Here is a 15,462-nt window from a genome sequence, read left to right on the forward strand (position 1 = left end):
CGAGAACACCTACGTCCAGCGAGCGCGGTCGCTGCTTGAGTGAGTGATGGTTAGCAGTCGGTTATCGAAACTCCCCCAGCGACGGCTCCACGACGCCTGAAACCGCCCGATGGAGCCGCTCACGGTCCCACCCGAGCGGCGACACCACACTCTCGGCGGCCCGAATCGCCTCGCGCCGGTACCACTCGACGTCGTACCGCTCCAGCGACTCATCCCCCAGTCGAACGCGCCCGAGTCCCGTCGCCTCGTCATCCACCACCAGATACTCGACGCGCTGGCCGGGTTCGAGCGCACGGTCCTTCCACTTCGCCCGCTTCAACGCCGCCACCGTCACCGTCTCGTACCGGTACTGCTCGGCACGCTTCGACACGCGCTGGGTCACTAACAACTCGACCGGATCCACCTCCCCGTCCTCCAACCGCCCGAGCCACCGTCGTAACTCCCCCACCACCGCCTCCACGTCGTGCGTCCGGTCCACCGTCCGGATCAGCGCTTCCTGTAACCGCGAGATCCACGCCGGCGTGTCGTCCTGCCGGCACTCGATCCCCCGAGTCTTCACAGCCTCACCCACGCCCTGATCGGGCAGCTCCACCCCATGACGCCGTCCGAAGTACCGCGTGAGCGCCCCCCCGTCGCCGCCGCGTCGCGGACAGAACGCGACCCACTCGAAGGCGCCCTCGTACTCCAACTCGATACCCACCTCCGAACTCACCTCCCGAGCGATCTCCACCAACTCTCGCCGCTCCCCGTCCGCGACATCCGGCGCGGGCGTCACCCAGATCGAATCGACGATCCCATGCAGCACGCGCCACCCACCGCCCTCGAGCGCTTCCTTCGCATCGAGCAGGATCTCTCGGGCGAACGCGTTGATCGCCTCGTGGCACTCGATACGGCCGTACTTCGCGTTCGAGAAGCCCTGGTACCCGAAACACGACACGAGGATCCACTTGATCGCCGCCGAGCGCGACTCCAGCGCCTCGATCTCCGCCGGATCGTCCGCCTCGCGAATCCGCCGTTTGATCGCCTCCCGTCCGTCGATGAGCGGCCCCAACACGGCGGGAAGGTACCCGTCTCGTTCACAGATCGAATACCCCACGTTCGGAACCGCGTCGTTGTCACAGCAGCCACAGCGCACCGTCTCGGGTGAGACATTGTACTCGCGGATGACGTTCGGATACAGCGACGAGAAGTCGAGCTCGTGGACGTCCTCGTGGACACCGACCTCGGGCGCGAGCGTCGTCCCGCCGCGGTCGGCAGTATCCAGCGTCGCCGCCGAACGGAAGAACTCCGGGCGCCACGCCCGCCACGGGACCAACACGCCGCGGGACCGCGCCTCCCGGATCTGCATCGCCGTGAGCACCCGCCCGATCGACGCCCAGCCGAGTTCCTGTAGGGGCAGTCCAGCGCGCTCGACCAGATCGAGACAGCCCTCGAGACCTGCCTCGTGCACGAAGAAGGAATTCGACCGGTCGAGTAGCACTCTCCCCGGCACCGAATACCGTGCCGGTGAGTGCCCGACGTTCCCGTAGCTCGTGTACGTCGACGCCGACGCCAACTGTGTATACCCCGGCTCACGCCCGAGTTCGAACGGCCGCAGGCCGTACTCACCCGCGGCCTCGAACAACAGCGGGACCACGTCGGCGGTGTCGACGACCAGCACGTCCGGGTCGACGCTCGCGACGCGCCCTGCGACGGCCTCAACCACTTCACGCGGCGTCGATCCCACGGACTCCCCATCGACGGTGAGCTGCGGAAGCGCCTCCACTCCCGATACATGCGCCGGGAAGCCCAGATCCAGCGTTCGAAGCTCACGAATATCGGTGTCCGGCGCCGGTTCAGTGCCGGTTTCAAGCGTATAGCGGAACTACCGCGTGAGATCGACGTTGTAGCAGGTGTAGGCATCGGCGTCGCCGAACTGCTGGACCCGCCGGGCGACCGAACGGACGTCGTCGATCTCACGACACTCCACCCGGAGGACGGGTCGGGCGTCCGCCCGGAACGTCTGGCGCCACACGTCCACCGAGAGCGACTCGACGGCCGCCTGGCCCTCGAGGAACGAGCGCAACTCTCGGAGGCCCTCCGTGAGCGCCCCACGTGCCGGCAACTGCACTCGCGGCGTCGGCCCGCCGTGTTCCCCGTACAACTCCGAGACGGGCGCCCCGACGTACATCGTTGGCCGGTAGCCGTCAACACACGTGCGTTCGACGCCGTCGGTCGTGAGCCGCCACTCGACGACCGTGGTGCCGTCGTCGTCGATCGTGAGCACTATCCGCTACCCCTCACGTTCGGCTGGCGTCTCGGCGTCACCGGGGATGTCCTCGAGGCGCCCTTCCAACGTCTCCACGCGCTCCTCGAGCTCGTCGATTCGATCCTCCTGTTCGAGGTCGATGCTCACCAACACCGGCGCGAGCTGGTCGGGGTGGTTCAGGTGACTCGCGGCGTCGGCGTGCTCGCGAGCGTAGGTGAACAGCCGGTCGAACAACGGTCGGTGTCGCCGGCGCAGGGCTCGCCGGAAGTCGCTCCACTCGTCCTCCATGCGCGAGAGCACGTCGCGGAACGTCGGGTTCGTGCGGCCCATGCTCACCACCCCTTGGGTGTGACCGGCGACGTCACCGATGTCGACGAGGCGGACGGCGTATCGCCAGCGGTATCGATCGGCGCGTCGACGGCGCGAGCGCGGTGTTGCAGGATCTCCCGCCAGAAGGCGAGCGTCGTCTGGAGCCACCCGTCGCCCGTGTGATAGACGAGTGTCTCCGCGTCGGACTCCGCGTCGTCGCTGGTGAATCGTGGGCCGAACGGTGTCGCCCGACAGGCGAGCGCCTCCTCGGCGGCGGCCTCGAGCGGCGCCGACAGCTCGTCGTCGCGAGTGCGTGTGAGTACGACCGGAAGGTCGCGATCACGGGCGAGTCCCGCCAGCGTCGCCAAGCGCTGGACGAGCAGCTCCCGTGCCTGCTCGCGAGGGATGTCGTCCTCGCGATACAGTAGATCCATCGCGGGGACGACCACGAGCGCCGGGTCGGTGCGTTCGAGCGCCGCGTTCGAGACGATCCGCGGGAGCCGATCGAGGAGCGATGCGTGCTGGTAGGCCGTAAAGCCGCGAGCGACGGTGATCCGTTCGAGGTACTGGGGGTGTGGGGCAAGGGTCGCGAGGGTCGACGTCCGAACGTTGTCCCCGGCGTCGACCCAGAAGGCGTGGTCGCCCGAGGCCAGGAGCTGATCGAGAACGAGCGCACACAACGGCTCGGCGCCGAGCTCGGTGTCGACGTCAAGCAGCGTCACGCCCGCCTCGAGCGCCGGCAGTTCGACACCGTCGTTCGGCTGGTCGCGAAGCATACTCGGACGTACGGAGACCGTGGATAAGGGACTCGGCCATGCATGGAGGGTGGAAGTGAAAGTGAACGACACAGCGAGTACGATCGTGCGGCCCTGAGCCTGCTCGCGGCCGGTTGCGGCAGGTGCGACTCTGTGGTCGTTTATCCCGGCCGGAGTGTGTGTCACCCGGAAGTGGACCACGTTTCGTGGCTGTGCTGCGGCGGTCGCGAGAAACGGAGCCGCTGCAGTCAGCAACGTGGTCGGTCCGGTGGTCAACTGGGGAAGGGGAAGGGGGAGCGTGCTCGAGCAGCCACGGACGCTGCACAGTGCATCGTCAACGACGCGGCGATCTCGCTCAGATACCCTGAACGGTCTCGATGACGCCGAGCGACTCCAGCGTCATCCACAGGAGAAACAGCACGTACAGTCCGAGGAAGCCGTACGCCTCGCGGTCGGTGAGTTCGAGGTCCGTCCGCGTGAACACGATGAAGACGAGCGTCGCGAACGCGAGGAACCCCATCGTCGGGATCGCGACGAGGAAGTCGATGGTCGCCGACCCCGCCAGGAGCACGCCGATCGGGATGGCAACGAGGAGGTTGAAGGTATTGCTCCCGAGGACGTTCGTGAGGCTGGTGACGCTGTCGTCGTTCTTGGCGGCCCGAATGCTGACGAACGCATCGGGCAGGCTCGTTCCGGCCGCGATGACGGTCAGCCCCCACAGGAACGTCGGCGTCCCGAAGATCTCCCCGAACGACAGGGCAGCGCGAACGATGCCCTCAACGCCGACAGCGATGACGATCAACGTCACCGCCAGCGTTCCCCACTCTCGGAGCGGACGGACATCGGTGGGCTCGTGAGCAACGTGATCACTGGCGTCCTGCTGGTGGAGGAAGACGTAGATCCCATAGGTGGCAAGCGGGAGGACGACGAGCGTCGGCGTCAGGATCGCTGCACGGTTCGTTCCCCCCGGCACGTACGTCGCGCCGAGCGCGAAGACGATGAACAGGACGAGGACGCTGATGATATAGAACTGTGCGTCCTTGTGAACGATGTCCCGAGTCGATTCCAGTTCCTCGCTGAAGAGCGCGGAGAGGGCCGGGATGACCAGCAGGTTGAAGATCGCGCTCCCGACGATAGCCCCGACTCCGAGGGAGAAGTCGCCGTGAACGACCGTACTGATGACGATCGAACTCAGTTCGGGGAAACTCGATCCCACAGCCACGACGATGGCCCCGTGGACGGCGACGGGTAAGCCGTAGTGCTTGCTTAGCCGCTCCGCGGCCCGCTCGAAGTGCTCGCTTCCCTTCCAGATGACGAGCGTTGCGACGACGGCGAGGACGAGAGAAACGAGCAGTCCCGGCATCGGTACCGTGTTCTCGACACGTGTTGAAAAGCGTATTTCACCGAGCCGACGGCGGATCGCGTTCGAGTTCGCTCGAACGGGCGGCGATCGATCTCGCCTCGGGGAGTCGGCCGAGGGCGGCGACCTGAACGCACGGCATTGGGGCAGTGAGACGCGGAGGCCCGACGACGGTCGGTGAAGACATCCGCATGAGATCGTGTGAGAGGTGCAGCGACTGCGGCACGGGGTCGAGGAACTGCGAGCGGAAGTCGAAGACCGGCAGTCGGGATCGTGGAGGGGGCAGGTGACCGTCCGTTCACTCGAGCCAGTCGACGAACGGCTCGGTCGGTTCGGCCCGCCGGATGTACTCCTGTTGCATCCCGGAGATGGCGGCCGTGAGATCGTCCCCGGCGTCGAGTCGACTTCCGACTCGGTCCCGTTTCCACGTCGCTGGGGTCGTCCGGGCCGTCCAGCGGCCCTCGACAGGGGCGAGGAGGTCGTCGATGTGGGCCTCCGTCAGCCCGCGGTCACGGAGCCCTGTGCGCGCCAGTGCGAAGAGGTCCGGGTAGAGGACCGTCGGGTCGTCGGTTCGTCTGCCGTCGCGGGTCACCCACGCGAGGGACGCCTCGAACCCGTCACGGCTCGCGGCGTAGAGCGACTCACGGGCGGCCTGCTAGGGCAGATCGAGCAGGGGATGGTCCGTGCAGACGACACCGTGTAGCAGGCCGGCAACGAGCACTTGGAAGCCGACGACGTCGGGCACGCTCGGTTGGGCAGCGAGCGGTCGGTACTCGATGCGTGGCCCCTGGGGGCCGAAGACGGGTCGGATCCATCGCCAGCAGGTTCCCTGCTTGTGAAGCAACTCCCAGTGGTCCGCTTCGAATCCCTCGGGAGAGCCTTCCGAGAGCCATTCGCGAAGGTAGGGTGCACAGAGCCTGTCGTCGACGACGAGATCGACGGCGTCGGCTGGAGCATCGATGTCTCGGGGCAACCGAACCTTTCCCCGATCACGAACGTTCATCGACTCGAACACGGGGATCCGGAGCTCGACCCCGGCAGTCATCACCGTCTCGACGTCGGCGTCGGTGTACAGTTCGGGGGGGAGAAACGGTGAGTTCGCCGCCAGGGCGACCAGCGGTCCGACGGTGCGGAGTGCCGCGTTGAAGTACTGCGGGAACGCGTCGGTCGGCGACTGGAGGTGAACCTGCATCGAGGCGGCCAACGACTCAACGAGGATCGTCGGGAGGCTGCGCTGACAGCCGGGGAGATCCAACCTGACGGGCCCGTCGGCGGTGATGTCCGCATCCAACGCATAGTACCGGCCCTCGGGGGAGAGGTTCGTTGCGACCTCGATACCCCGTCTCGGTTCGGTTGCGGTCAGGTACGTCAGTGTCCCTTCCGGCGGACCGACGGTCCAGATTCCGTCGGTGACGAATCGGCGGTCGTGGGCCGCAAACTCCCTTCGGATCCCAGTAAGGCGTTCGGAAAGACTGGTTGCTTGTTGCCGGACGCCCGCCGAATCGAACCCCGTCGGTGGAGTGTTCAACTCCGCGTTGTGTTTCCCCAACTCCCGCTCACAGACCGATGCCATCGCGGGTTCCGGGGCCACAGCGAGCCGTCCGTCGCCGTTCACGGCGTAGCCTTCGAGTTCGAGCCCGAGTCGAAACCCGCCCTCGAACGTGCCGTCACCGAGCGCCTCACGGAGCGATGCTGCCTGCTCCCGGACGCGACGTCGGAACGTTCGGCGCGTCGACGCGCTCTGGCTCCGGCGAACGGCGTCGTCCCAGTCCATACCGTCTACTATCGCTCATTCAGTTCGTTATTTGGTACCAAGAGACTTGCGGCAGCCCCTCCGACTCAGAGGGGCTCATGGCCTCGGTGTTCGATCCTCACGGGAGAACTGAGCTGACGTCGCTGCGGGTCCCTTCGGACACGTGTGCTCCTTCGTTGGACCACGGCAACGGGTCTGTACTCGGAGGGCTCTGTGCCATAGTCGACCAGCGGAGGGCGTGAGTTGGACGGGGTTTCCGAGTCGGGCAGAAAGCCTATATTATGCACGTCGAGTGGGCGAACTATGCCGACATGTGGTAACTGCGAGGGATTCGTCACACAGCGGTATGTGGACGTCTTCGCGCCCACGGGTTCGGAGACTGTTCGCGTCTGCCCGAACTGTGAGGACCTCGTGCGGGACGGCAACGGCGTTCGGGAAGCCCGAAGCTCACGGCAATGACACCCTCGTGCTCACTGCGTGAGACGCTCCAATCGTCGTGACGGGGGTGGTCCCATCCGGTCGAGACGATCCCTGATGAGCGGGGCGGCGTAGTGGTCGCCCCCGCGACCTGCGCCCGGGGGCGGGCCCTACAGCGCGCACGCACTCGTTGGAGTCCCGCGTTCACGTCCCTCGTACCAATTGCATTCCTGTCCCCGCCGTGCCCCGACAGGGGCAGCGCCTCGCCGTCCTCGGTGACCACATGCTTCGCCGGCAGTCGCTTCCGCATGCTCCACGCTGGAGTTGTCGACGGCGCCGGAGGCGTGTGTTCGTGCCTTCGGATGAGACCGCTCGTGTCCAACCGACTCCGAATCGGCTCCGCCCGAGGGTCTCCTCATCAGCTGCTGATGTCGGAGCATTACAACCCGCGAGTCCAACGATGCCACCGATAGCGACCACCGAGAGTAACTGACGACGTGAACCGACCTGTCGACCGCCTTGGAGGTCTCTTTCACACCGCTAATAATGTGCACGAATTTCATACGTGCCTGTTGTCGCATGTCTGACAGACCGGGTGAGTTGGTGCTGGGAGACGGGCTTCATGCGGGTACAGGTACAACAGCCAGTAGTGATCGTCTCGAGCGAACCTCAGCCGGAAATTGGCAGCGGTCCCCAGACAGTGAGATGGACCCGGAATTGACCCCCTCCCAACAGTCCGCGCTGCAGGCACTCGTTACGGCTGCCCGCGATCACATCGCCGCTCAACCACAGGAGACGGCCGGGCTAAATATCGCTATCGTCGGCCCGCCGGTTCGCGATGCGATACTCGACCGGCCCGGTCGAGATCTCGCGTTCGTCGTGACCGAGACCGATGCAGCGACACTGCGCGAGCGTGGGTTCGATCCCGTACCGGGGTCAGATGACGTGGTTCAGGACGCGACCGGGACATCTTGGAGGCTCCCGCGCCGTCCCTCAGTCCACTCCGCCGATCTCCCGGTCGGCGACACCGACGACGAATCGGGCGAGCTTCGAATGGACCTTCGCGGACGCGGACTCCGAGTGGACGCGCTAGCCGTCTGGCTCACCAGCCCCGACAGCTCGGTTGCGGCTACAGAGTCTCACCAGCTTGACATCGACCCTGCGGCGACGCTGCTGGATCCGTTCGATGGACTCAACGACATCGCAGCGGGTCGGCTGCGACATACGCCCGGCGCGTTCGACACTGATCCGTTGTGTGTTGTTCGAACGGCTCGCCGCGCTGCAGAGCTCGGTGCTCCCGGAAGTTCGATCCCCGAGTCGACGCCCGGGCCGACACCGGCGACGCCGGACACCTTCGCCGTCGCGGAGTCCACACGCGCACGGATGGCCGCGGTCATCGCGGATCTCAATCTCGTTGACCGCGACCGCCTTGGCGACGAGATCCAGGCGGCGATGGCTGAGGCAGTCGATCCCCGGAGGTTCTGGGAGGTACTCGCGGACGTTGGTGGGCTGGCCGTGCTTGCGTCAACGCTGGACCGCGGCCGCATCGTTCCGGCCGGGCCCGAGATGTTCCACGCCGAAGGTGACGTGTTCACCCACGCGATGGAGGTCCTCGATCAGATGCATGCCCGGTGTGTTGACGCAGATATCACCGGCCAGGACCGTGTCCGACGGTATCTCATGGCGATCGCCCACGACCTCGGGAAAGTCCCCATCGCCAACGAGGGTGGAGGGCTACACTCCGAGGACCCACCCACGTCGTTCCCAAATCACTCCACACGTGGGAAGGCGCCTGCTGACCGCTTGGCGACGCGATTAGGCCTCCCCGATCACGTCGGCGAGGCGATGGTAGATGCCGCCGACCTGCACATGACCGTTCCCGACGTAGTGACCTGGGAGCCGGACCGCCTGCTCGAGTTCATCGAGGCGCACACACGCCCGCAGGACGACGCGCTACCGGATTTTGCGACCGTCGAGGAGTTGCTGGATCTGATCCGAGCCGATCATCAGGGACGGTGGCAGGCTCGAACGTCCTTCGATCGATCGAGCGCCTATTACGAGGACCCGACACTCCCGAATGACGTCGTTCGACCGCGGTTCCACGAAACCGCATACGAAACCCGTGTCGAGACGGCACGGACGGCACTGGAGGAGATCGACGGCCACACCATCCTTCGGCGGGGACTCTGTCGCGACCATGCCGAGGGCGACCTCGAAAACGACGCTCTCGCCGCGACCGCGCGCCGCTGTGCTGACTGTCGATCGCCGGGGGCGTGGGTCGGCGAGGAACTCGCGGCAGCCCGTCAGGAACTGTTGACCGACGATTCCGGGTAAGTCGCCCGACGGCCGTTTCTTCGGTCCACAGTCGCGACTGTCGTTGTCCGGACCGGTCTGATTCCCGGTTGTCTCAGCGAGAATGAAACAACGGGTTCTACCGGGTACAGGCCCAGTGAGTCAGCCCGATCTCCTCGCTTGCTACAGCCGAGGACACGCCGGCCCGAACACGGACCCTATTCGAACGGAGCAGGCCCTCAAACGCTTCAGTGCGAGGTCTGTGCTCCATAATGGTTAATAGGCTGATCGAGTGAGTGATGGAGTAGACAGCCGAGATGAGTAATGAGACAACGAACGAATCAACTGGGTCTAGTAACCGATCACAGCTTCAACCGGGGGATTTCGTTCACCTCTCCGTCTCTTGGATCGGCAACCCCGATCGGAGTTCTCCATTCGGTGACCGCATCGGAACCGTTCTCGGAAGTGGCACATACCCCACGATAGAACGGGACCTGATCAACGCAGATCTCGACACCGAAACGATCTATCTGGTCGCCGACGCGGACGACGACGATGACTCTCACCAGATCACCAAGCCACCGACGCTGAACGATCTGTTCGACCAGCGCACGAATCAATTACTGGAGCAACTGGGATTCACGTCGTTGGTATCGTTCCTCACCGCCGATCTCTCGGGAGTTGGATCCCTTCCCGTCGACCAAGACCGACTGCGAGAGATGCAACGGTCGGTGAAGGACTCTCTCGATCTCGAGAGGCGTGACCTCCTCCGAGTCTCACTCGATGAGGCCTACCGCTGGTCCGATCCGCCGGCTGGTTTGGCCGATCCCGACGTCGTGAACCGCTTGGGATCGGAGCCGTCGGAGTGGCCTACCTCCGGGGGCGACGTCGCACGAACTGGAAGCCACACGACGGACATCGCCGTCGACGTCACCGGCTCAGTCCGGTGGACAGCGGGTCCACCCAATTTCGAGGTCTCAGACGTCGCACCGTCAGCCCTGCACGACACGGTGTTCGTGTGGACGGATCGGGGCATCGCTGCACTCTCCGTGGACTCCGGTGAGCAAACTTGGGAAGTCACCGACGCGGAGATCGTCGGGGAGGACCCAACTGAGAGCGCTCACCCGATCGTCGGCGCCGAGGGAATGATCTACGTCGGTCCGCACTGTTCGGCTCTCGATGTGGCGACAGGAGAACGGGAGTGGGTGTACTTCCCAGACGCTTGGAAGAGGGTAGGATACGTGTCCCTTACAGACGAACGTATTTGCATAATCGATGGCTCTGGAACCTCCAAAGTCAAGCGGGTAGACAATTCAGAAGACACGGTGCGGCTCGCTCGCGTCTCAGGAGGACCGTACGGGGATACTGCGTACGATTCGATTCACGACGCCGTTATCACTGGCGGCAGGGGGAATATGTACTCTCACTCGATAGAGGACGGGAGAAGAAACTGGAGGACGAATTCGGTAGGTGGAGAACTCGGAACACCGGCAGTTGGCACCCTTCTCTATGCAACATCAGATGACCGGGTACTCTTCGCCGTCGAGCAGGGTTCAGGTGAAGTCCTCTGGGAGACAGAGATCACGGACACACCGATATCGGACCCGGTAAGCACAGATGACGGAGTGTACGCTGTCTCGCAAACTGGACTACATGAGTTCGAACAGGACTCCGGAGAGGCACTTACCGTCTACACGTTCGATGAGGAGTACTCGGATATGGACTCGCCCATCCGTCCGGGTATCGTCAAAGAACAGGGGTACGAGAGGGGATTCGTAGCCGCCGGGGAACGCGTTCACGCTATCGACCTAGGGAGCGGCGACTGCGAGTTGACGGTCGAGTTCGAGGCCACAGTGACGACCCAGCCGACGTATATCGATGGAACGGTCCTCGTCCGGACAGCCGACGGACGGCTTCACGCTATCGAGTGATCTGAATCCGCTCGCACGGCTGTCGTGGTGGCGCGTGGGTGACTACTGTCACCGAGCAGAACTTCTCACTTCGAACGGAGTGGACGCCAGCAGTGTCGGTCCGGTTGTGCGGGATAGGACCGTACGAGTTCGTCGTGGGATCGTCGGAGTGACTCGCTTCGAGAGCCGGTGTCACACCACAGCTAGCTTTCTTGGCAATGAACACGTGGTCGGAGTGTGACCACGATCACCGTTCTCAACGACCTCCATCTCAAGCCGGCCTACGACGGTGTCGGTTCGGAGCTGACGCTCCCCCCCGAGACGGATCTGATAGTGGTCGTCGGTGACCTGCTAGACACCCCGAATCGGGAAAGCGTTCAGCTCGGACGCGACGTCTTAGAGCGGTTCGATCGGAGTCACGTCCCGACGGTTCTGATCCCGGGGAATCACGACCCGCTCGACACGTGTTCGGAACTGGCCGCCGACTTCGACTCCGTCTACCTGGCCCACGAACGACGCGTACAGCTGACGGACCTCACAGACGACAGGTCGAACGGGTCGGAGCTGAGCGTCGTCGGGGTGGGGTGTACTCAGTTCGACGCAGGACGAGAGATCCCATACGAGACGGGTGACGCGTTCGACGTCTACACCGAACATGGACACGTCGATGAGTATCGGGAGGGTGTCGCCGTCGACGAAGTGCTTGCCGGGGTCGACGACCTGGTCGCCGGCACTCGGACGCCTGCCGAGTTGTGTAGCGACTTCGGGCTCGACCGGCGGCACCGAGACGGGTTCGATGCGATACTCCGAACTGCCGACTCACTCATCGAGTTACTCCGGGTGGACCACCCGACCGTGCTGGCGAGCCATGTACCGCCGTTCGGGACGACACTCGATGTCCATCACTCAGCCGAGGGTCGCGCCGAGGACCGGCTGCACAACGGCTGGATGGCGCTGAGTGGTGCGATCCGGCAGGCAGCACCACTCGTCGGAGTGTTTGGCCACAGCCATATCCGGGGATATGACTCGTTTGAGGACTCAGAGACACATCTCCTCAACGGTGGGTTTCGCGGTGTGACTACGATCGAACTCGAAGGCAGTGGGGTCGGATTTTCGTTTCACACGGCTGAGTGGCTCCCGGGTGAGTCGTGAGCCGGCCCACAGTACGTAGATCCCGAGTCGTGTATCGATACGGCCGACCGATCTCTGGCGGTACCAAACCTCGATGCGATCTACAGAAACGTTACAGCGGGATGAAGTGGCTATCTGAACCCACTGTCGCGACAGATATTTTGTAGTAGGTCCCTCCACGATGAACAGCTAATGACAGGTGAGGCTTCCGTCGGCGTTCAAGCGGGGGACTTCGTGTACCTAGCTATCTCGTTTACTGATCCCCGAGTCGAGGCTCCCAACGGTCTCTCCGTGGTGCATCCGTTTCGAGACTCGTTCGCACTGCTCGTTGGTGCCGGCGCATGCCCGGACCTTGAGGAGCAACTGTACGGTGCGGAGAAGGGAGACACGGGCAGTATCGAGATCATGTGGAACGACCCTCCGGACCGAGCAGCCGGCGGTGCCGAACCGATCGGTGAGATGGATATACAGGTCCAGGCTCCGGCACGCTCCATCGACAACCTCCTCCCGGACTGGTTAGCGACGATCGCCAGACAGGAAGGAATAGAAACACCTCATGCGTTTCTCAACGTGTCAGCGGACCGACTGGCTGATGAGTACATGCTTGACTCGGACCGACTCGAACAGTTCCAGTCCGAGTTGGTCCAGAAGTTCGAACAGTCGACGCTCGCCGAATACGAGATCACGGATGTCTATCGGTGGCAAGCACACGCATCGGAGACCACCGGCCAAGGCGAATCGACCGAGGACTCGAACGGCCCTACGACTGCGTCTGGACCGGTTGTCGATGAGGCCTACCCCAAAGCTCCGCACGACAGCTGGCCGATGTTGGGCGGGACGAGCCAGTTAACGAGCGCGACCCGGTCATCGATCCCGACTGAGTTGCCGACAACGAAATGGGAGGCAGACCTCGAGGAGACTATTGGATTCGCGCCGGTCGTCGCCGAGACGACCGTCATCGTCGGGGACGATAGCGGACGCGTCGTCGCCATTCACCGAGCGACCGGAAACTGGGCCTGGAGCTGCGAAGTCGGGGCGTCGCTTGCCACACCGCTAGCGTACCGGGATGGAACTGTGTACGCCGGGACCGTCGACGGAACCGTCGTTTCCATCGACGTCGCTACCGGGGAGACCAATTGGACCCACGAACACGGCACTGCGGTCTATCACATCGTTCCGTCCGAGCACGGTGTGCTGGTTCGGTTCTCCAACGGTGCGATATCCAGCCTTGACCCAGCTACGGGATCGGTTCTGTGGATGCAATCTGAGTTCTCCGACCACGGTGCGACGATCCTGTTCACGGACGGCGTCGCGATCACCCGCTCCTTCGGGTCCCTCCGAGCGATCGATCCGGAATCGGGTGTCGTGACACAGTTCGATACGAAGACGGGAACGTCACAGACTCCAACAGGGGCGGTTTCCAACGGAAAGCTGTTCACGGGGGATGGAAACGACGTCGTTTGCCGAGACCTCGCTATCGGAGGCGGCGAGAGTGTCAGCTCATCGGATATCCTGTGGCGGACATCGATAAACGAGCCGGTCCAAATCACACCGACCGTCTCCGACTCGAGACTGACGATAGTGACCAATACGGGACGAGTTCACGGGCTGGATACGGAGTCGGGCGACGTCCGATGGTCGACGGATCTGTGCGACGACCCACTCACGAGTAGTGTTACCGACGGGGACACCGTCCTCGTCAGCAGCACATCGACTACCGTATTCGCGTTATTTGCCGCCACCGGGTCGGTTCGATGGAAGGTCGCGAGGTCCGCCGGTGTCGCGTCATCTCCGACCGTCGCCAGTGGCACTGTGTATATCGCTGATGCAGACGGAACTGTGCAGGCAAGAGACTGACCGCGTGGTGACTCTCACCGACTCAGGTTCCGTTGGTTGTCCATCCGTTCGTGTTCACTCTCCGGAAGGATACAGACCGGTCGACGACGTCGTCATAACCCACTGTGAGTTCCCGAAGGAACAGTGAGACGTCCGGATGCCTGTCGTGTGGGTCTCGCTGGAGTGCCTTCAGTATCGGTTCGTCGAGACTGGATGGGAGGTCGTCCACGAGTTCGCTCGGCGGCTGGGGTTCGTACTCGAACTTGGCGTGCCCCAACCGATACTCGTCGGTCTCGAACGGGAACGTCCCGGTCAGGAGCTCGTAAATCACGACTCCCAACTGATACTGGTCGATCTCAGTGGTGGAGCTGTCGAAGCGCTCCCACTCGATGCCCAGGTCCCTCGCGAGGCTGCGGTCGTCGTGGAGATGCTGCTCAGGTGCCGCATACTTCGGCGTGAAGGTGGTTGAGGACTCATCGGTTTCGACCGTTTGTGACTCTCCCCAATCGCCGACTTTCGGGATGTCCCACGCGTCCTCCATCGAGGTGAACAGCACGTTACTCGGCTTTATATCGAGGTGTTGAACTCCTTGTCGGTGGGCACGGTAGACTCCGTATACGATACAGATACCGGTCCAAAGCGCCTGTTCGATCGACAGTTCGCCGATCCGTTCGGTCAGATCGCCCCCATCCATGTACTCCATCACGATCCACGGGTTCCTGACCGAGTCACCCGAGTTGAGGAGGGTGACGACGTGATCCGCGTCAGCAAACCGACGCCACTTCTTTGCCTCGTCGACGATCGGTTGGAGGTCCTCCCGGTTCCGTGTTGCAGTCAGGTTCGGCCCCTTCAGCACGACCGGATCGTCGATATCGGGATGTTCTGCCTTGTAGACCCTGGTCAATTTGTCTTCCCGACGGCCCGGGTGCAGCCGTTCGACGACGTATCCGTCCTTCCCCAAGGGGGCATCGAACGTCGGCGGTGACGGAATCGCCGTCGGCTCATTCGTCGACCTGGACAGCGAAGCGCCGGCTGCGTCTCCCGCTTCGGTAGCGGTGTCGGGGTCGGCAGACCGGCCGACCTCGTCGTTCGATTCCGGGTGTTGTGATTCGGCGGAGTTAGCTGACCGGGTGAGCTCAGTCGCAGTAGCGTCCGGCTGTGCGGTTTCCGCTGGTTCAGTGCCCGGTACGTCAGAGACCCGCGTCCCCGCAGTTGTCGTCGCTGGTTGGTCGGACTGGTCCGAGCCACCCAAGCGGACGACACGGTCGGTGAACTGTTCGCGGATCTCTTCCCAAGTGAGCTCCGTGTCGTCACTCATGATCGGTCGTTGTAACGAGGATCGTCCGTGACTGTCAATAGTGTATGGGTCCGCTCGCTGGCGTGGGGTGACTGCATAGAGGTGTGAGCCATCCGCAGCAAGCGAATCGGGGAAACCATCCCGATGTGGGTAC

The 15,462-nt window shown here is 63.7% G+C and carries 11 protein-coding genes and 1 pseudogene; 5 read left to right on the top strand and 7 right to left on the bottom strand.

Annotated features, from left to right (window positions below; genetic code table 11):
• Window positions 1–61: 61 nt before the first annotated feature.
• The 6 genes and pseudogenes from GRX01_RS05050 to GRX01_RS05070 all read right to left on the bottom strand — a co-directional run bounded on the left by GRX01_RS05050 (window position 62) and on the right by GRX01_RS05070 (window position 6,446).
• Window positions 62–2,269: pseudogene (locus GRX01_RS05050) on the bottom strand (type B DNA-directed DNA polymerase).
• A 3-nt stretch (window positions 2,270–2,272) separates the two neighbouring features.
• Entirely contained in the window at window positions 2,273–2,578 is a 306-nt protein-coding gene (locus GRX01_RS05055; protein ID WP_159664112.1) for a hypothetical protein, read from the bottom strand.
• A 2-nt stretch (window positions 2,579–2,580) separates the two neighbouring features.
• Window positions 2,581–3,333, bottom strand: coding sequence for a hypothetical protein (locus GRX01_RS05060; RefSeq protein WP_233740888.1), 753 nt, complete (start codon window positions 3,331–3,333; stop codon window positions 2,581–2,583).
• Between the two features lie 334 nt (window positions 3,334–3,667).
• A complete protein-coding gene (locus GRX01_RS05065) occupies window positions 3,668–4,675 on the bottom strand; it encodes a sodium:calcium antiporter (protein ID WP_159664114.1) in 1,008 nt (335 codons plus the stop codon).
• A 295-nt stretch (window positions 4,676–4,970) separates the two neighbouring features.
• A complete protein-coding gene (locus GRX01_RS18760; protein WP_201289514.1) occupies window positions 4,971–5,264 on the bottom strand; it encodes a hypothetical protein in 294 nt (97 codons plus the stop codon).
• Between the two features lie 63 nt (window positions 5,265–5,327).
• Window positions 5,328–6,446: a hypothetical protein gene (locus GRX01_RS05070; RefSeq protein WP_201289515.1), complete on the bottom strand. Its 1,119-nt coding sequence runs from the start codon at window positions 6,444–6,446 to the stop codon at window positions 5,328–5,330.
• Window positions 6,447–6,728: 282 nt separating this feature from the next.
• Between GRX01_RS05070 and GRX01_RS19700 the strand changes: the two genes are divergently transcribed.
• From GRX01_RS19700 to GRX01_RS05090, 5 genes are all read left to right on the top strand, one after another.
• Window positions 6,729–6,884, top strand: coding sequence for a DUF7563 family protein (locus GRX01_RS19700; protein ID WP_449271450.1), 156 nt, complete (start codon window positions 6,729–6,731; stop codon window positions 6,882–6,884).
• Between the two features lie 477 nt (window positions 6,885–7,361).
• Window positions 7,362–9,176, top strand: coding sequence for a hypothetical protein (locus tag GRX01_RS05075; RefSeq protein ID WP_159664116.1), 1,815 nt, complete (start codon window positions 7,362–7,364; stop codon window positions 9,174–9,176).
• Window positions 9,177–9,451: 275 nt separating this feature from the next.
• Window positions 9,452–11,065, top strand: a complete 1,614-nt coding sequence (locus GRX01_RS05080; RefSeq protein ID WP_159664118.1) for an outer membrane protein assembly factor BamB family protein — start codon at window positions 9,452–9,454, stop codon at window positions 11,063–11,065.
• A gap of 216 nt (window positions 11,066–11,281) precedes the next feature.
• Window positions 11,282–12,196, top strand: a complete 915-nt coding sequence (locus tag GRX01_RS05085) for a metallophosphoesterase (protein WP_159664120.1) — start codon at window positions 11,282–11,284, stop codon at window positions 12,194–12,196.
• Window positions 12,197–12,367: 171 nt separating this feature from the next.
• Window positions 12,368–14,032 carry an outer membrane protein assembly factor BamB family protein gene (locus GRX01_RS05090; RefSeq protein ID WP_159664122.1) on the top strand — a complete coding sequence of 555 codons (1,665 nt, stop codon included), beginning with the start codon at window positions 12,368–12,370 and terminating at the stop codon, window positions 14,030–14,032.
• Between the two features lie 22 nt (window positions 14,033–14,054).
• On the opposite strand, the gene GRX01_RS05095 is transcribed toward GRX01_RS05090, so the two are convergent.
• Window positions 14,055–15,329: a serine/threonine-protein kinase gene (locus tag GRX01_RS05095; RefSeq protein ID WP_159664124.1), complete on the bottom strand. Its 1,275-nt coding sequence runs from the start codon at window positions 15,327–15,329 to the stop codon at window positions 14,055–14,057.
• Window positions 15,330–15,462: the final 133 nt, after the last annotated feature.

Source organism: Halobaculum saliterrae, from assembly GCF_009831625.1.
In the GTDB taxonomy this organism is placed as follows: domain Archaea; phylum Halobacteriota; class Halobacteria; order Halobacteriales; family Haloferacaceae; genus Halobaculum; species Halobaculum saliterrae.

Coding starts and splice junctions, on each gene's coding strand:
- GRX01_RS05055 (WP_159664112.1), bottom strand. CDS start 2,578: ATGGGCCGCACGAACCCGACGTTCCGCGACGTGCTCTCGCGCATGGAG.
- GRX01_RS05060 (WP_233740888.1), bottom strand. CDS start 3,333: ATGCTTCGCGACCAGCCGAACGACGGTGTCGAACTGCCGGCGCTCGAG.
- GRX01_RS05065 (WP_159664114.1), bottom strand. CDS start 4,675: ATGCCGGGACTGCTCGTTTCTCTCGTCCTCGCCGTCGTCGCAACGCTC.
- GRX01_RS05070 (WP_201289515.1), bottom strand. CDS start 6,446: ATGGACTGGGACGACGCCGTTCGCCGGAGCCAGAGCGCGTCGACGCGC.
- GRX01_RS19700 (WP_449271450.1), top strand. CDS start 6,729: ATGCCGACATGTGGTAACTGCGAGGGATTCGTCACACAGCGGTATGTG.
- GRX01_RS05080 (WP_159664118.1), top strand. CDS start 9,452: ATGAGTAATGAGACAACGAACGAATCAACTGGGTCTAGTAACCGATCA.
- GRX01_RS05090 (WP_159664122.1), top strand. CDS start 12,368: ATGACAGGTGAGGCTTCCGTCGGCGTTCAAGCGGGGGACTTCGTGTAC.
- GRX01_RS05095 (WP_159664124.1), bottom strand. CDS start 15,329: ATGAGTGACGACACGGAGCTCACTTGGGAAGAGATCCGCGAACAGTTC.